Origin of the sequence: Pseudomonas sp. B19125, from assembly GCF_044218855.1 — a bacterium.
In the GTDB taxonomy this organism is placed as follows: Bacteria; Pseudomonadota; Gammaproteobacteria; order Pseudomonadales; family Pseudomonadaceae; genus Aquipseudomonas; species Aquipseudomonas edaphica.
This window is the reverse complement of sequence record NZ_CP162589.1, coordinates 1330772-1348780: the sequence shown is the minus strand read 5'-3', so window position 1 is coordinate 1348780 and position 18009 is coordinate 1330772. Positions and strand designations below refer to the sequence as shown.

Annotated in this window: 13 protein-coding genes; 5 read left to right on the top strand and 8 right to left on the bottom strand. The window is 58.9% G+C overall.

Annotated elements, in window-relative coordinates; genetic code table 11:
* Positions 1-155: 155 nt before the first annotated feature.
* Positions 156-1820: an energy-dependent translational throttle protein EttA gene (ettA, locus tag AB4P96_RS06125; RefSeq protein ID WP_056858231.1), complete on the bottom strand. Its 1665-nt coding sequence runs from the start codon at positions 1818-1820 to the stop codon at positions 156-158.
* A gap of 284 nt (positions 1821-2104) precedes the next feature.
* On the opposite strand from ettA, the gene AB4P96_RS06120 reads away from it, so the two are divergent.
* Both AB4P96_RS06120 and glyA read left to right on the top strand, forming a co-directional pair.
* A complete protein-coding gene (locus tag AB4P96_RS06120) occupies positions 2105-5956 on the top strand; it encodes an EAL domain-containing protein (RefSeq protein WP_395600608.1) in 3852 nt (1283 codons plus the stop codon).
* Positions 5957-6186: 230 nt separating this feature from the next.
* On the top strand, positions 6187-7440 hold the full coding sequence (gene glyA / locus AB4P96_RS06115; protein ID WP_053137906.1) for a serine hydroxymethyltransferase: 1254 nt from the start codon (positions 6187-6189) through the stop codon (positions 7438-7440).
* A gap of 185 nt (positions 7441-7625) precedes the next feature.
* Here glyA and yjiA read toward each other — a convergent pair whose 3' ends face one another.
* From yjiA to AB4P96_RS06100, 3 genes are all read right to left on the bottom strand, one after another.
* Positions 7626-8633 (bottom strand): GTPase, encoded by a 1008-nt coding sequence (gene yjiA / locus AB4P96_RS06110; protein WP_169987333.1) that lies wholly within the window; start codon positions 8631-8633, stop codon positions 7626-7628.
* Between the two features lie 131 nt (positions 8634-8764).
* On the bottom strand, positions 8765-8962 hold the full coding sequence (locus AB4P96_RS06105; protein WP_003194308.1) for a YbdD/YjiX family protein: 198 nt from the start codon (positions 8960-8962) through the stop codon (positions 8765-8767).
* A gap of 15 nt (positions 8963-8977) precedes the next feature.
* Complete coding sequence (locus AB4P96_RS06100; RefSeq protein ID WP_017139303.1) at positions 8978-11044, bottom strand: carbon starvation CstA family protein; 2067 nt, start codon at positions 11042-11044, stop codon at positions 8978-8980.
* 173 nt (positions 11045-11217) lie between these two features.
* Between AB4P96_RS06100 and AB4P96_RS06095 the strand changes: the two genes are divergently transcribed.
* The 3 genes from AB4P96_RS06095 (at position 11218) to AB4P96_RS06085 (ending at position 13476) form a co-directional block, all read left to right on the top strand.
* A complete protein-coding gene (locus tag AB4P96_RS06095; RefSeq protein ID WP_017139304.1) occupies positions 11218-11586 on the top strand; it encodes a PilZ domain-containing protein in 369 nt (122 codons plus the stop codon).
* 386 nt (positions 11587-11972) lie between these two features.
* The gene (locus tag AB4P96_RS06090) at positions 11973-12470 is read left to right on the top strand and encodes a hypothetical protein (RefSeq protein WP_017139305.1); all 498 of its coding nucleotides are present in this window, start codon (positions 11973-11975) and stop codon (positions 12468-12470) included.
* 259 nt (positions 12471-12729) lie between these two features.
* Positions 12730-13476 carry a sulfite exporter TauE/SafE family protein gene (locus AB4P96_RS06085; protein ID WP_017139306.1) on the top strand — a complete coding sequence of 249 codons (747 nt, stop codon included), beginning with the start codon at positions 12730-12732 and terminating at the stop codon, positions 13474-13476.
* A 25-nt stretch (positions 13477-13501) separates the two neighbouring features.
* On the opposite strand, the gene AB4P96_RS06080 is transcribed toward AB4P96_RS06085, so the two are convergent.
* Genes AB4P96_RS06080 through AB4P96_RS06065 form a run of 4 tightly spaced genes read right to left on the bottom strand, consistent with a single transcriptional unit; the run spans position 13502 to position 17803 of the window.
* Positions 13502-14236: a hypothetical protein gene (locus tag AB4P96_RS06080; RefSeq protein ID WP_177033977.1), complete on the bottom strand. Its 735-nt coding sequence runs from the start codon at positions 14234-14236 to the stop codon at positions 13502-13504.
* A 26-nt stretch (positions 14237-14262) separates the two neighbouring features.
* Entirely contained in the window at positions 14263-15630 is a 1368-nt protein-coding gene (gene radA, locus AB4P96_RS06075) for a DNA repair protein RadA (protein WP_099547618.1), read from the bottom strand.
* A gap of 35 nt (positions 15631-15665) precedes the next feature.
* A complete protein-coding gene (locus AB4P96_RS06070) occupies positions 15666-16205 on the bottom strand; it encodes an ankyrin repeat domain-containing protein (protein WP_017139309.1) in 540 nt (179 codons plus the stop codon).
* 56 nt (positions 16206-16261) lie between these two features.
* Positions 16262-17803 carry a catalase gene (locus AB4P96_RS06065; protein WP_017139310.1) on the bottom strand — a complete coding sequence of 514 codons (1542 nt, stop codon included), beginning with the start codon at positions 17801-17803 and terminating at the stop codon, positions 16262-16264.
* Positions 17804-18009 lie beyond the last annotated feature (206 nt).

Sequence of the window (18009 nt, the reverse complement as noted above, 5' to 3'; positions counted from 1 at the left end):
AGGCAAACCAGCTCCCACATTTGATCGGGTTGCCAATTTGAAATGCGGCCGAAGGTGGGAGCTGGCTTGCCTGCGATAAATCCACCTCGGTCCTCCTGAAACACACGCAAAAAAAAGCGGAGCCCGAAGGCTCCGCTTTTTCAAACCAACCCAACTCAGGCCAGTTTTTTGTGCCGTACACGGTGCGGCTGGGCAGCAGCATCACCCAAACGCTTCTTACGGTCCGCTTCGTACTCGGTGTAGTTACCTTCGAAGAACACCGCTTGGGAGTCATCTTCGTACGCCAGGATGTGCGTCGCGACGCGGTCAAGGAACCACCGATCGTGAGAGATCACAATGGCGGCGCCCGGGAAGTCCAGCAGGGCCTCTTCCAGGGAGCGCAGGGTTTCAACGTCGAGGTCGTTGGACGGTTCGTCGAGCAGCAACACGTTGCCGCCTTCTTTCAGGGTCAGTGCCAGGTGCAAGCGACCGCGCTCACCACCGGACAGGTCCTTGACGAACTTCTGTTGATCGCCGCCCTTGAAGTTGAAACGGCCGACGTAAGTGCGCGACGGAATCTCATAGTTGCCGATGCGGATCTGGTCGGACCCCTCAGAGACTTGCTGGAATACCGTTTTGCTGCCGTCCAGGTCTTCGCGGCTTTGATCCACGCAGGCCAGTTGCACGGTTTCACCGATTTCGATGCTGCCCGAATCCGGGGTTTCCTTGCCCATCAGCATGCGGAACAGTGTGGATTTACCCGCACCGTTACCACCGATAACGCCGACGATCGCGCCTTTTGGCATGGAGAACGACAGGTTGTCGATCAACACGCGGTCGCCATAGCCTTTGCAGACGTTCTTGAATTCGATGACCTTGTCACCCAGGCGCGGGCCGGCCGGGATGTAGATCTCGTTGGTTTCGCTGCGCTTCTGGAATTCCTGCGACTGCATTTCTTCAAAGCGTTGCAGACGTGCCTTGGATTTGGACTGGCGGGCCTTGGCGCCTTTGCGCACCCACTCCAGTTCTTCCTTCATGGCTTTTTCGTGGGCCGATTGCTGCTTGGATTCGGCGGCCAGACGGTCGGACTTGGCTTCCAGCCAACCGGAGTAGTTGCCCTCGTAAGGGATACCGGCGCCACGGTCGAGCTCGAGGATCCAGCCGGCGACGTTGTCCAGGAAGTAGCGGTCGTGCGTGATCGCTACCACGGTGCCCGGGAAATCGTGCAGGAAGTGCTCCAGCCAGGCGACGGAATCGGCGTCCAAGTGGTTGGTCGGTTCGTCGAGCAGCAGCATGTCGGGAGCCGACAGCAGCAGGCGGCACAGGGCCACACGGCGTTTTTCACCGCCGGAGAGGAATTCGACCTTGGCATCCCACGCTGGCAAACGCAGCGCGTCGGCGGCGACTTCCAGCTGGCGCTCCAGGTTGTGGCCGTCGCCAGCCTGCAGGATGGCTTCGAGCTTGGCCTGTTCAGCGGCCAGCTTGTCGAAGTCGGCATCTTCTTCGGCGTAGGCGGCGTAGACCTCGTCCAGGCGGGCCTGGGCGTTCTTGATCACGGCCACCGCTTCTTCGACCACTTCACGCACGGTCTTGGTCGGGTCCAGGATCGGCTCTTGCGGCAGGTAGCCGATGTTCAGTTCGGGCATCGGGCGCGCTTCGCCTTCGAACTCGGTGTCGACGCCGGCCATGATTTTCAGCAGCGTGGACTTACCCGAACCGTTGAGGCCGAGCACGCCGATCTTGGCGCCGGGGAAGAAGGACAGCGAAATATTTTTCAGGATTTCCCGCTTCGGCGGAACAACTTTTCCCAGCCGATGCATGGTGAAGACGTATTGAGCCATGGTGAACCTAGCGTCAGTGACTGATGAATTAAGCGGGCGAAGCCCGTGCAGGCCATGCGCCGCGCGGGCCGTTGACTATCATCAATGCCTGCGAGCGGAAAAAGCCTGAATGTCTGGGGCTGGAACGCCCCCGCGTAACCGGCAAAGCTACCTGAATGCGCTTGGGCAGTCCAGCCAAGCGGGGCTGGCACTTTGCCACAAGGCAAGGCATGCTAGCCGCCCTCCGGGCGTCCGGCTTATAGTGCACGTCGCGCGCCAGTCCAGCCAAACCGCAGGATCACAGCTTGTCCAAAGTCACGCCGCTCACGCCCTTGCGCGCCGCTCATATAGCGCCGGGCGCGCCCCTGCACGGCACTTTAAAAGGCGCACTGGCGATGCTGGTGCTGGTGCTGCTGGCGTTATTGTTCTGGCAGCTGTTGGACCAACTGCAGCAAAACCAGAAAAACCAACAGCAATACACCATCGATTACAGCGCCGACCTGGCTGAACAGATCAGCCTGAACATGGCCCTGAGCGCGAAAATCGCCTTGAACCTGCTGCCGATGGTCGAGCCGCCGCGCAACGACGAGCAACAACAGGCGCTGATGCGCACCTTGCAACGCTCGTTGCCGGAGCTGCGCAGTTTCGCCCTGCTCGCCCCCAGCGGCGCGCTGATCAGCGACAGCGCCAAAGGCAGCCAGGACCGCGCCTGGCTTGAAGAGCTGGTGCAGCGCAGCCACTCGCAACCTTATTACTTGAGCAACAGCCCCGACGGCACCCTGATCTATCTGTTGCTTCAGCAGCCCAGCGGCGGCTCGAAAATGTACTGGGCCTTGCGCCTGGCGCCCAGCTACCTGAGCAACCTCACCCGCCAGGACGGCCAGGGCCAGCGCCCGATGTGGGCCATCGAGAACCGCCTGAACCACCGCGTGGTCAGCCGCGACAGTGGCATGCCTGCGCAATGGGCCGCGGCGCTGACGCCGGATGAATTGAACAAAAGCGTGCTGGTTACGCCCCTGAGTAAAAGCGATTGGCAATTGCGCGGCCTGTTTGACCGCAGCGCGGTGCTGGAGCAACTGCTGCCGGCGTTTATCGGCAAATGCCTGCTGGGCCTGGCGTTCTCGCTGATCCCGCTGATCGTGCTGCTGAACATGCGCCGCCGCCAGCGCCAGGTGCATGAAGGCCGCCGGCGTTATCAGGATATTTTCGAAGGCACCGGCGTGGCCCTGTGCGTGTTGGATCTGTCGGGGCTCAAGGCGTTTTTTGACAAGACCCACGTGCAGACCCGTGAGCAATTGCAGGTCTGGTTGCTCAACAACACCGCCGGGCGCCAGCAACTGCTCAAGGAACTGCGCATTACCGAGGTCAACCAGGTGGCCGTGCGCCTGCTGAATGTCGGTTCATGCGAGCAAGCCTGGGAACGCTTGATCGATGATTGCCCAAGCAATGCCACCGCCATCGGCTATCAAGTGCTCGAAGCCGTTCTGACCCAGCAAAAACAGCTGGAGCTGGAAATCCAGCTCAATGACGTGGCCGGCAATGACCAATATCTGTGGCTGGTGATGCGCCTGCCGGAGCAGCAGGACGACTTCAAGGCCGTGATTCTCAGCATCAGCGATATCACCAGCCGCAAGCTGATCGAACTGTCGCTGGTGGAGCGTGAGAGTTTCTGGTCGGACGTGGTGCGCACCGTGCCTGATCACCTGTATGTGCAGGACGTGATCAGCCAGCGCATGATTTTCAGCAACCACCATTTGGGCCATACCCTCGGCTACAACAAGGCCGAACTGCAGCAAATGGGCGAGTACTTCTGGGAAATCCTGCTGCACCCCGAGGATGCCGAGTATTACCACGACTTGCGCCTGCAACAGCGCGAGGTCGGCTACACCACCCAACTGCAATGCCAGCTGCGCTTTCGCCATCGCAATAACCAGTGGCGGCGCTTTGATATCCGTGAGCAAGCGCTGGCGCGGGATAAAACCGCTGTGGTCACGCGGATCATCGGCGTGGCCAAGGACATCACCGACCAGATCGAAGCCAGTGAATCCCTGCGTGACAGCGAGCAGCGCTACCGCATGCTGGCCGAAAGCATCAGCGACGTGATCTGCTCCACCGACAGCCAGCTTGCGCTCAATTACATCAGCCCATCAGTCAACGCCGTGCTGGGTTATGACGTGGACTGGGTGTTCAAGAACGGCTGGCAGTCGATCATCGCCAACCCGCAGCAACTGACCGGTATCTACAGTTTGGTGGAACAGGTCAGCCGTGCGCTCGGCGACCCCGAGGCGCTGAACAGACTGCGTGATGATATCCACACCCAACTGTTCCTGTTCGACTGCCTGCGCGCCGACGGCCGCAAGGTGCCGATCGAGTTGCGCCTGGTGCTGGTTTGGGACGAACACGGCGCGTTTGAAGGCATCCTGGGTGTGGGCCGCGATATCAGCCAGCAACGCCGCGCCGAAAAAGACCTGCGCATGGCGGCCACGGTATTCGAGCACTCAACCTCGGCGATCCTGATCACCGACCCGGCCGGTTATATCGTGCAGGCCAACGAGGCGTTCAGCCGGGTCAGCGGCTATGCAGTGGCAGACGTGCTGGATCAATTGCCGAACATGCTCACGGTGGATGAACAGCAGGAGGCGCACCTGCGTTACGTGCTCAAGCAGTTGCATCAGCACAGCACCTGGGAAGGTGAAGTGTGGCTCAAGCGTCGCAATGGCGAGCATTACCCGGCCTGGGTCGGCATTACCGCCGTATTCGACGATGAAGGCGACCTGGCCAGCTACGTGTGTTTCTTCAGTGATATCAGCGAGCGCAAGGCCAGCGAGCAGCGCATCCACCGCCTGGCGTATTACGACGCCCTGACCCACCTGCCCAACCGCACACTGTTCCAGGACCGCCTGCACACCGCGCTGCAGTCGGCCGAACGGCAAAAGTCGTGGGTGGTACTGATGTTCCTCGACCTCGACCGTTTCAAACCGATCAACGACTCCCTGGGCCACGCCGCCGGCGACCGCATGCTCAAGGAAATGGCCACCCGCCTGCTGGGCTGCGTGGCCGAAGACGACACAGTGGCACGTATGGGCGGCGACGAGTTCACCTTGCTGCTGCAACCGCGGGTCAGCCGCGAGATGGCGTTGAACCGCGCAATTACCGTGGCCGAGCAGATCCTGGCAAGCCTGGTGAAGCCATTTGTGCTGGAGGGCCGCGAGTTCTTTGTGACCGCCAGTATCGGCATCGCCTTAAGCCCGCAGGACGGCAACGAACTGAGCCAACTGATGAAAAACGCCGACACGGCGATGTACCACGCCAAAGAGCGCGGCAAGAACAACTTCCAGTTCTACCAGGCGGACATGAATGCCAGCGCCCTGGAGCGCCTGGAGCTGGAGAGCGACCTGCGCCATGCCTTGGACCAGAACGAATTCGTGCTGTATTACCAACCGCAGTTCAGCGGCGACGGCAAACGCCTGACCGGCGCCGAAGCCCTGCTGCGCTGGCGTCACCCACGCCGAGGGCTGGTGCCGCCGGGGGATTTCATCCCGGTACTGGAGGAATTGGGGCTGGTGGTAGACGTGGGCGACTGGGTGATCGCGGAAGCCTGCCGCCAGCTCAAGACCTGGCACCAGAACAAGGTGCGCGTGCCGAAAGTCTCGGTGAACATCTCGGCGCGTCAATTCTCCGATGGGCAGTTGGGCGAACGCATCGCCACTATTCTCAAGGACACCGGCCTGCCGCCGGCGTGCCTGGAGCTGGAGCTGACCGAAAGTATCCTGATGCGCGAAGTCAACGAGGCCATGCAGATCCTCGCCAGCCTGAAAAACCTGGGCCTGAGCATTGCGGTGGACGACTTCGGCACCGGTTATTCGTCGCTCAACTACCTCAAGCAATTCCCCATCGATGTGTTGAAGATCGACCGAACTTTCGTCGACGGCCTGCCGTCCGGCGAGCAGGACGCGCAAATTGCCCGCGCGATTATCGCCATGGCCCACAGCCTCAACCTGGCGGTGATCGCCGAGGGCGTGGAAACCCATGAGCAGCTGGATTTCCTGCGTGAACATGGCTGTGATGAGGTGCAGGGTTATCTGTTTGGGCGGCCAATGCCGGCAAATCGGTTTGAGGCGCAGTTCAGCAATGATGCGCTGTTCATGTTCGACTGAAGCCTTGTGGTGGGGCTGATGGCCCTATCGCAGGCAAGCCAGCTCCCACATTTTGAATTGTGAATACCTTCAGGTGTGGGAGCTGGCTTGCCTGCGATAGGGCCAGTACAGGCACCGCCCATCCCTGGATGAGCCCCACTTGTCCGCGACATTATGTCCTTTCATATGCCATCTAAAACCCATTGGGTTAGAATGCCTTCCTTTTCTGCCCCCGATCCTTGAGGACCGCCATGTTCAGCCGTGATTTGACTATTGCCAAGTACGACGCCGATCTCTTCGCCGCCATGGAGCAAGAAGCCGTGCGCCAGGAAGAGCACATTGAGCTGATCGCTTCGGAAAACTACACCAGCCCTGCGGTGATGGAGGCTCAAGGTTCGGTTCTGACCAACAAATACGCCGAAGGCTACCCAGGCAAGCGCTACTACGGTGGTTGCGAGTACGTCGACGTGGTTGAGCAACTGGCAATCGACCGTGCCAAGGAACTGTTCGGCGCCGATTACGCCAACGTTCAGCCACACGCCGGTTCCCAAGCCAACAGCGCCGTGTACCTGGCCCTGCTGCAAGGCGGCGACACCATCCTGGGCATGAGCCTGGCCCACGGCGGTCACCTGACCCACGGCGCCAGCGTTTCTTCCTCCGGCAAGCTGTACAACGCCGTTCAATACGGTATCGATGCCAACGGCCTGATCGACTACGACGAAGTCGAGCGCCTGGCCGTTGAGCACAAGCCAAAAATGATCGTGGCCGGTTTCTCTGCCTACTCGCAGATCCTGGATTTCCCACGTTTCCGCGCTATCGCTGACAAAGTCGGCGCTTATCTCTTCGTTGATATGGCTCACGTAGCCGGTCTGGTCGCCGCTGGCGTCTACCCGAACCCGGTGCCTTTCGCTGACGTCGTGACCACCACCACGCACAAGACCCTGCGCGGTCCACGTGGCGGCCTGATCCTGGCTCGCGCCAACGCCGAGATCGAGAAGAAGCTGAACTCTGCCGTATTCCCTGGCGCCCAAGGCGGCCCGCTGGAGCACGTGATCGCCGCTAAAGCGATCTGCTTCAAAGAAGCCCTGCAGCCTGAGTTCAAGACTTACCAGCAACAAGTGGTGAAGAACGCCCAGACCATGGCCAGCGTGTTTATCGAGCGCGGCTTTGACGTGGTGTCCGGCGGTACTGAAAACCACCTGTTCCTGCTGTCGCTGATCAAGCAGGACATCTCCGGTAAAGACGCTGACGCCGCACTGGGCAAAGCCTTCATCACCGTGAACAAAAACTCCGTGCCGAACGACCCACGTTCGCCGTTCGTCACCTCCGGCCTGCGCTTCGGCACCCCGGCTGTGACCACTCGTGGCTTTAAAGAAGCAGAGTGCAAGGAACTGGCCGGCTGGATCTGCGACATCCTGGCTGACCTGAACAACGAAGCCGTGATTGACGCGGTCCGTGAGAAGGTCAAGGCCATCTGCAAAAAACTGCCGGTGTACGGCGCTTGATTGCAGTTGCTTGAATAAAAAGCCCGGCTCTTGAGCCGGGCTTTTTTATGGCCGTTCTCAAATTGAAATACGGTTCAATGTGGGAGCTGGCTTGCCTGCGATAGCGGCCTGTCAGTTGGCACATCATTAGCTGACCCACCGCCATCGCAGGCAAGCCAGCTCCCACATTTTGAATGCATTTCGAGTCAGGGTTGGTAGACCCGGGCAAAGCCCTCGCGAATTTTGGCTTCCGGCAACTCATCAGCAATAAACACAATCACACTTTCGCGCGCCTCACCCTCGGCCCATTCGGTGTCCCAATCGAAACCGTAAAGCTTGAGCACGCCCTGGAACACCATGCGCCGGTCTTCCCCGGCAATATTCAGTACGCCTTTGTAGCGCAGCAGTTGTTTGCCATGGTCCTCCAGCAGTTCGTTCATAAACTCGCTGAGCCGGTCGATATCCAGCGGCTGGTCGGTGCGCAGCACCAGGCTGGAAATACGGTCGATGGACGGCGCGGCACTGACCGGGCGCAGGGTCATGCCCGCGTTGAGATTAAAGCCGCGCACGTCGAGCAGTTCGGCCAGGTCGATTTTGCCGTGGTCGACCACGCGAATCGGCGCACGGCGGTTGATGCGGGTCAAGCGCTGGCTGAGGGCGTCGAAGGATGCCTCATCCACCAGATCACGCTTGCTCACCAGCAGGCGGTCGGCAAAACCGATCTGAGCCTGGGCGATGGTCTGGGTCAGGTGGTGCTCAGCATGGGCCGCGTCCACCAAGGTGATGATGCCGTCGAGGATGTAGCGCTCGCGCAGCTCCTCGTCGATGAAAAAGGTCTGGGCCACAGGCGCAGGGTCGGCCAGGCCGGTGCACTCGATCACCAGCCGGTCGAAGGCGATCTCGCCGCTGTCCAGGCGCTCGAGCAGCAGGTACAGGGCTTTGGTCAGGTCGGTGTGGATAGTGCAGCACACGCAACCGTTGGACAGGGTCATGACTTGCACCGGTTCGGCACCCAACAGTTGGGTGTCGATACCGGCATCACTGAATTCGTTTTCGATCACGGCGATTTTGAGGCCATGCTCGGCTTTGAGCAGGTGGCGCAGCAAGGTGGTTTTGCCGGCGCCGAGGAAGCCGCTGAGGATGGTGACAGGGATGGGAGAGGACAAAAAATTCTCCTTGAAGAAACACAGAAACAAATGTGGGAGCAGACCCATGTGGGAGCTGGCTTGCCTGCGATGCAAGCAACTCGGTCTATCAGGCAGACCGAGGTGATGCTATCGCAGGCAAGCCAGCTCCCACATAAAGCCTTGCTCCCACAGGGAGAAGCGCTAACCCGAATACCGGGTCAGCAGCACTTAGGCCCACCCTTGCCACCGTAACGGGCTTCCTGGCGTTCGCGGAAGAACGCCTTGTAGTCCATCACCGGTTTGTCCGGGTGCTTGGTTTGCATATGCTCGACGTAGGTGTCGTAGTCGGGCATGCCGACCATCAGGCGCGCGGCCTGACCGAGGTATTTACCGAGGCGACTGATGTCATTGAACATGGTTGCAATCCTCGTTTACGCGTCCGGTACAGCCTGGAACGGGGCTTCTTTGTCCGTGCGCTCTTTGTTGCCCCAGGCGGCAACGCCGACCTTGAGCGCATAGAACAGGATGCTGAAGACCACGAACAGGAACAGCGCCGTCAGCGTTGCGTTGGTGTAAGCGTTCCAGATCACGTGCTGCATCTGGTCGATGTTCTTGGCCGGTGCGAGGATCTGGCCGTTGGCCAGGGCATCGCTGTACTTCTTGGCCAGCGACAGGAAGCCAATCGCCGGGTTAGCGTCGAACAGCTTGATGAAGCCTGCGGTGGTGGTGCAGATCAGCAGCCAGACTGCCGGCAGCATGGTCACCCAAATGTAGCGCTGGCGCTTCATTTTGATCAGCACAACGGTGGCGAGCATCAGCGCGATACCGGCGAGCATCTGGTTGGAGATACCGAACAGCGGCCACAAGGTATTGATGCCGCCCAGCGGGTCGATCACGCCTTGGTACAGCAGGTAACCCCACATCGCCACGCAACCTGCCGTAGCAATCAAGTTAGCGGTCCAGGACTCGGTACGCTTGAGCGACGGTACGAAGGAGCCGAGCAAATCCTGGAGCATGAAGCGCCCCGCACGGGTGCCGGCGTCGACTGCGGTCAGGATGAACAATGCTTCGAACAGGATCGCAAAGTGGTACCAGAACGCCATGGTGTTTTCACCCGGCAGCACACTGTGCAGGATCTGCGCGATACCCACCGCCAGGGTCGGCGCACCGCCGGCACGCGCCAGGATGGTGGTTTCGCCGATGTCATGGGCCACGGCCGTCAAGGCTTCCGGGGTAATTGCAAAGCCCCAGCTGCTGACGGTTTGCGCCACAGTCACCACATCACCACCGACCACCGCAGCCGGGCTGTTCATGGCGAAATACACGCCGGGCTCGATCACCGAGGCGGCGACCATGGCCATGATGGCCACGAACGACTCCATCAGCATCGCGCCGTAACCGATGTAGCGCGAGTTGACTTCGTTATCCAGCAGCTTGGGCGTGGTGCCCGAGGAAATCAGCGCGTGGAAACCCGAGACCGCGCCACAGGCAATGGTAATGAACAGGAACGGGAACAGGCCGCCCTTCCACACCGGGCCAGTGCCGTCGATGAATTGGGTGAGGGCCGGCATTTTCAGCTCTGGCATGGTGACCAGAATGCCGATCGCCAGGGCGATGATGGTGCCGATTTTGAGGAAGGTGGAGAGGTAGTCACGCGGTGCCAAAATCAGCCACACCGGCAATACCGCCGCCACGAAACCGTAGCCGATCAGCATCCAGGTGATCTGGATACCGGTGAACGAGAAAGCCTTGGCCCACACCGGGTCAGCGGCAATCTGCCCGCCCAGCCAGATCGAACCCAGCAGCAACAGCACGCCGATGACCGAAATTTCGCCAATGCGGCCCGGACGGATGTAGCGCATGTACACGCCCATGAACATCGCGATCGGGATGGTCGCCATCACCGTGAAGATGCCCCACGGGCTCTCGGCCAGGGCCTTGACCACGATCAGCGCCAGCACCGCGAGGATGATGATCATGATCAGGAAGCAGCCGAACAGCGCGATGGTCCCCGGAATGCGGCCCATCTCTTCGCGAACCATGTCCCCCAGGGAACGGCCGTTGCGACGAGTGGACAGGAACAGCACCATGAAGTCCTGCACCGCACCGGCCAGCACCACACCGGCAATCAGCCAAAGCGTGCCGGGCAGGTAGCCCATTTGCGCCGCCAATACTGGGCCGACCAGCGGACCTGCGCCGGCAATCGCCGCAAAGTGGTGCCCAAAGAGGATGTGTTTGTTGGTCGGCACATAGTCCAGGCCGTCATTGTTGAGCACTGCGGGGGTGGCCCGCCGTGGATCGAGCTGCATCACATTGTTAGCGATGAACAGACTGTAGTAACGGTACGCAACCAGGTAGATGGCGACAGCAGCAACCACAATCCACAAGGCGTTGATCGCCTCGCCGCGGCGCAAGGCCACTACGCCCAGGGCGCACGCTCCTACGATTGCCAGCACCAGCCAGGGTAGGTGGCGTAGCAGGCTATTATTATTTTTCATTTTTATATTCCAGCCAGGGTGGACAGAAAGACAGCCAGCCCGAGTTTAGCGCTGTTGGCCTTAAAGGCCACCCCCCTACGTTGGTCTAGAGCCTTGCAACCGTAAAAAAAGCAGAAATAAAGGCCCGATGATGGCGCAGGGCTACAATCCCCTTATCTCCAGAGGGTTTGACCATGAGCGAGCAACCGTCAGATCGGCGCCGTTTTCGGCGTATTGCCTTTGATGCCCGAACGACCATTGCGCAAGACCGCTGGAATTGGCCGGTGCAATTGGTGGACCTCTCGCTCAAAGGTTTGTTGGTGCAGCGCCCTGATGACTGGCAGGGCAATCGCGCTCAGCCGTTTGATGTGGATATCCGTCTGGATCCGCAGGCGCATATAAAGATGCAGGTCAGACTGGCCCACGATGATCATGGGCAGTTGGGGTTTGTGTGTGAGCACATAGACCTGGAGTCGATCGGCCATTTGCGGCGGTTGATTGAGCTGAATGTGGGCGATCATGAAGAACTGGAGCGTGAGCTGGGCGCCTTGTTAGAGATTTGAAAACCCTCTAAACCGCAGAGGCTACGGGTGTCTGAATAGATCCACTCACCCGCCAGCCTCCGCTACATCCTCATCAATAAAAGTCATACCTTTAGATCAAATCATCATAACAACCCCGCCTGCACGACCACCTGGAAACATATAAACCCTTCACAAAAACGACATACGTCATTTTAATTAAAACTGTAACAACTCAATCCACATTGAATTCGGTGGGAAAAATAAGCAACGCCGCTCCTTTCTTTAAAAAGCAACACTTCCAATAATGAAATTATTTTCATGATCGATCATTAAGACGATACGGTTCGCGCGCTTGATAAAAACACAGTTAATAAACTACATTTCACCTGCCCTTCCAGCCCGGCCCTCTAACAGGATGTTAAAGCATGCTTATTGCCAAAGCCGAAATCTTCTTGACCGAAATCCCCTATAAAAACCCCTACCAAACCGCTACCAACATAACCCCGAAGGGGCGGCATATAGTATTAAAGTTAACCACCGATACTGGCTTGGTAGGTTGGGGAGAGTCCGGAACTATCTCAAGACGCTATCCTGCTCAAGGTGATACTCCCGAAACCATGTTGGCCGTCCTTGAAAGTTATCTATGCCCGGCAATCATTGGAAAAGACCCTTGCGCATTCGAAGTTATCATGAGCCAACTCGACACGCTGATCAAAGGGCATCTATTTGCCAAGTGTGCGATTGATCATGCTCTGTTAGACCTCGCGGGCAAAGTGCTTAACATTCCAGTCTGCAACTTGTTGGGCGGTGCATACAACCTCAGCTATACCGTCAGTCGAAGTTTGCCATTTGCCTCCGCCATAGCGCAAGTAAAGCGTAATGTAGCGACGGGCGCTGCGGTATCACTGAGACATGTCTACTGATTAAAAATCTTCATTTCAATTCAATATTGTGCAGCGGCAAAAGCCAAAAGGTATTAAAACTCAGTAGTCTTGTTTCAAAAGCGATGGGCGACACCTTTGATCGCCGTCGTCCGATCATTGGTGAATATAGCTTTGTGCACACCGCAAAACTGCACCTAACCGCTAATAGTAGGGACCGCAATTGCTACCATTGGGTAGACCCCCTCTACTTGAACGAATAACAATTAATGCACGTCATCAGGGATGCAGGTCTTTCAATATGATTGAGCATGAGTGGCTGATAGGCGCAGGGTTGGTCGTACTGGGTGTTATGACGGGTTTTATCGGCACCAATACCGGCGGCAGTGTATTTCTAACAGTGCCGGTGATGATCTGGCTCGGAATATCCCCACAGGCGTCGATAGCGACAGCCCGCCTGGCATCGGTAGGGACGATGTTTGCCGGATTAAGACACTTTCATAACAATGGAAAAGTGGATTACAGGTTAGCGGCCCCCGCAGCCGCACTTGGGTTGGCTGGCGCCTTGGTCGGTGCAAGTCTGCTCGTGCAAATAGATCCGGCGCTGCTGCATAAAATCATTGGCGGTCTGACACTGCTACTGGTGGGGCTTTCACTCATCAGGAAGCCTCACTCGCCGAAGACGGCCCCTTCTTCGCTCAGGCGCTTTTGCGGGTATATCCTGTTTATTCCCGTCGGCATGATCGGCGGCCTGTTCGGCGGGCAGGCCAAGCTATCAACTTATTTGTATATTATATTTTTTAAAAAAACGATCAGTGAGTCAATTGGCACACGTAAGGTGGGTGGCCTCATCCTCTCAGTCGGCTCGTTAATAATATTCGGTGTCAGCGGAATTATTAATTGGCAGTACGGGTGTTGCCTGATCATAGGCACGCTATTTGGCGCCAATGCGGGCGCCAAGTTTGCTCTTCAGAAAGGCGATAAGTGGATGGAAAGCGCTTTCAACGTAGTCGTGATTGCCTTGGCGTTGAAAATGATCTTCTGGTAGTGACGCTCTCACGGAAAAGCGACACTCAGGGAAACGCGGCACTCGGGGGGAATTCGCTTTCCGTGTCCCAATAACCCGCCTTCTGACGCGACACGGCCTGCCATTGCCCATCGATAAAACGATAGGTCGTGTAGCGGGTTGCGAAATCATCGTCGCCGTCACCGTCCATAAAGGACGAGACCTGCAGTAACTCATCCGTACCGCCGGCGGCTGGCGTGGCGATCTGCCAGGCGGCTTTGCCGGTCTGGGCCAGGGTCAGCGGCTCGACCTTGCCGGCCGCGCCCTTATAGCGCATTGGTTTGAGTTGCTGTTTGGCCGGCATCAGCAACTGAGTCGCCGGGCCGCTGTAACTGCCCATCGGCGCCGTCTGGTCGACGCTCAAAAAGTACACCGTGTCCGGCAGGCCTTTAAGCGGGGCCTTCTTGACCTTGGCCAAGGGGTAGCCAAGATCGTCGTGCGCCAGTACAGCGCCGGACGCCGACAGCAAACGTACCTGGGCGTTGAGCAACGGGTTTTCCACCAGATCGCCGGGCTCGTCAAATGAGTCCTCATCCAGGCCATTGCCCCAGCTGTCTTTGTGCAACTGCGCGCTGATGCGCTGGTCTTCCAGCACCTGCAGCACGCTGCCGTCTGCTGTCGCCAGTTCCTGGGCCAGGCGGTAACCGGCCGGCAGTGGGGCCGACTCAGCCAAGGCAATGCCCGACAACCCGAGCAAGGCCACGAACAGGGCACATACCCCCCAACGATTGGTCTGTTGCATTGCGTTCATCCCTGATTGCTTCACGGTTATTCGAACAGTGCATCCAGCGCCTGTTCCAGGCGCGTGACGCCAATAATCTTGATTCCCGGCGGCGATTCCTTCGGCATATTGCCTTTGGGCACGATCGCGCGTTTGAAACCGTGCTTGGCCGCTTCTTTCAGGCGCTCCTGGCCACTCGGCACCGGGCGTACCTCGCCCGACAGGCCGACTTCGCCGAATACCAGCAAGTCATGGGGCAGCGGGCGATTGCGCAGGCTCGACATCACCGCCGCCATCAACGCCAGGTCGGAGGCGGTTTCCAGCACCTTGACCCCGCCGACCACGTTGAGGAATACGTCCTGGTCATGGGTGGGAATACCGCCGTGACGGTGCAGCACAGCGAGCAACATCGCCAGGCGGTTCTGATCCAGGCCGAGGGTGACCCGGCGCGGGTTGGCCAAGTGGCTGTCATCCACCAGCGCCTGCACTTCCACCAACATTGGCCGGGTACCTTCCCACGTCGCCATCACCACACTGCCAGGCACTTCTTCCTGGGCGCGGGTGAGAAAAATCGCCGAGGGGTTGGAGACTTCTTTCAACCCCCGGTCGGTCATGGCGAACACGCCCAATTCGTTGACCGCGCCGAAACGGTTCTTCACCGCCCGCAGCAAACGCAAACGGCCATCGGATTCGCCTTCGAAATACAGTACGGTGTCGACCATATGCTCAAGCACTCGCGGCCCGGCCAAGGCGCCCTCTTTGGTCACGTGGCCCACCAGAAAAATCGCCGTACCGCTCTGCTTGGCATACCGCACCAGCAGCGCCGCACTTTCGCGCACCTGGGACACGCCGCCGGGTGCCGATTGCAGCTGCTCGGTGAAAATCGTCTGGATCGAGTCGATCACCATGACCTTGGGTTTTTCGATACGGGCCGTGGCGATGATGCTTTCGATGCAGGTTTCGGTCATGACCCGCAGTTGATCCTGGGGCAAGCCCAGGCGACGGGCGCGCATGGCCACTTGCTGCTGGGACTCCTCACCCGTGACGTACAGCGCCGGCATGCGGCTGGCAATGCTGCACAGGGTTTGCAGCAGGATGGTCGATTTGCCGATGCCGGGGTCGCCGCCGATCAGCACCACCGAACCGTCCACCAGCCCGCCGCCGAGCACGCGGTCCAGCTCGCCGGACGCCGTGGAGAAACGTGGGATTTCCTCGACGCTGACTTCAGCCAACGTCTTGATCTGCGCCTGTTGCCCGGTCCAGCCGGCGCGGCCGGTGGGGGCTGCGGCGCCGCCGCTTTCGATCATGGTTTCCGTCAGGGTGTTCCACGCGCCGCACTCGGTGCACTGGCCGGCCCACTTGGGAAAGGTCGCGCCGCACTCGGTGCAGCCGTACATGCGCTTGGCCTTTGCCATTTGAGAACCTCCAACCGAAAAACCGCGATGATAGCTCAGCGCGGCGCCGGGGTCCGGATTTCACCACTGGCCAAACGTGAAGCGCTGTTGCCGATCGGGTCTTCGGCGTTTAGGTCGGCGCCTTTGGCCTTTAACTCATCCAGCAATTCAACGCGCTTGAACAGCCCGGCGTACATGGCGGCGGTCTGCCCGGCGCCGTTGCGCTGGTCGGGGTTGCAGTCGGTGGCGAGCAGGCGCTGGGCGATTTTCAACTCGCCTTTGAAGATCGCGCCCATTAATGCGGTGTTACCGCGCTTGTCCTGCACACAGGCGTCGGCGCCGGCGTTGAGCAGGCGTTCCACGAATGGAGCCTGGCCGTGGTAGGCGGCAAGGATCAGCGCGGTGTAACCCTTGTCGTCCTGGGTGTTGAGGCTGTAGCCAGATTCTATGAAGGTGTTGAGCATCTCGATATCGCCACGACGGGCAGCATCGAAATAGTAGTCCTGCAACTGAGCCTTGAGCGCGACCGGGTCGGGTGACTCGGCATGGGCGACAAAGGCCAGCATGGCCATCAGTAAACCGATAGAAATTCGCATGAGTTTTCTCCAGCTCGGGGTCGACGCCTATCAGCGGGCGCCGACCGTAACCAACGTCAGTCAGTCAGTTTTTCTGCCAGCGCCTTGACGCGCGCCAGGTCGCCTTTGGCAACCTTGGTCACGCCAGTGCCGTACTCAGGGTCAGCCTTATAGAGGAACGACAGGATGATGTGCTTGCTCTCGTCATCGGTGGTGGCCAGGGAGCCGCCGAAGTTTTCGATCAAGTCCTGACGCTCTTTCTGGCTATAGGAGCGGTACAAGTCACCGGCCTGCTTGAAGTTCTGCTCGCGCTGGATCTTCGCCTGCTGGGTGCTGCCCGACAGCGCCGACTGGCTGTAACGCGCGGCTTGTGGTTCGTCACGTGGCAGCAGGCGGCTTGGTTGGTAGTTCACGCCCGTGGTGGTCTTGCCGGCGTTCATTGCGCCATCCTGGTTACCGTTGTTGACGGTGACACGCGGTGCGTTGATCGGCAGTTGCAGGGCGTTCGGCCCCAGGCGGTACATCTGCGTGTCGGCGTAGGAGAACACTCGACCTTGCAGCAGGCGGTCTTCCGACGGCTCGATGCCCGGCACCAGGTTGGCCGGGGCCATGGCCACTTGCTCGGTTTCCTGGAAGACGTTGGCCGGGTTGCGGTTCAACACCATTTGCCCGACTTTGCGTTCCGGTACATTCGGCCAGATTTTGGTGGCGTCCAGCGGGTCGAAATCAAACTTGGCCAAATCCTCAGGTTTGAGCACTTGCACGTAAAGGTCCCACTTGGGGAAATCGCCCTTGTTGATGTGAGTGACCAAGTCGTTAGTCATATGACTGTAGTCACGCCCCTGCACGTCGGTAACTTGCTTGGGGTCAAGGTTCTTGATGCCCTGCAGGCTCTTCCAGTGGAACTTGACGTAATGCACTTCGCCCTTGGCGTTGATCAACTTGTAGGCATGTACGCCGTTGCCGTCCATTTCGCGATAACTGGCTGGCGTGCCGGAGTCGGAATACAACTCGGTGAGCGTGCGGGTGGACTCTGGAACATGGGAGAAGAAGTCAAAACGACGCGAGTCGTCGTCAAGGTTAGTACGCGGGTCCGGTTTGAACGCATGGACCATGTCCGGAAACTTGATGGCGTCGCGGATAAAGAACGTCGGGAAGTTATTGCCCACCAGGTCCCAGTTACCTTCGCTGGTGTAGAACTTGGTGGCGAAACCGCGTGGGTCACGCAGGGTTTCCGGGGAATGGTTGCCGTGCACCACGGCAGAGAAACGCACGAATACAGGGGTGGCTTCACCGGCTGCGAAGACTTTGGCTTTGGTCAGGTCGCTGAGGTTATCGGTGACGGTAAAGGTGCCATGGGCGCCGGTGCCACGGGCGTGAACCACGCGCTCCGGGATGCGTTCACGGTCAAAGCGCTGCAGTTTTTGAATGAGCTGCACGTCCTGCAGCAGCACCGGGCCATTGGCCCCGGCGGTTTGTGAATTCTGATTGTCCCCCACGGCGGCGCCGTTATCGCGGGTCAGGTTGGCGGCTTGTACGGAAAGGGACAGCAGACTGGCAGTGACCAATCCCAGCGCATATCGCGCGGAAACAGGCCTGCGGCTCATTGACGTGTTCATCGGGGTTTCCTCTGGCTTTTTTAGTGCACATTCAGTTGTGCTTGCCAGAGGCTAGTGACCTGCGAGTCAGAAGATAAATAGAAAAACACCACCGGGCTGATTAAGAAAAAAGTGTGGCAAGCCCCTGAAGTAGCGCGTATTTCGCGCGCGATTGGTGGCACTTTGCAAACTATTTACGATTTAATGGGTCGATAAAAATTGACAGT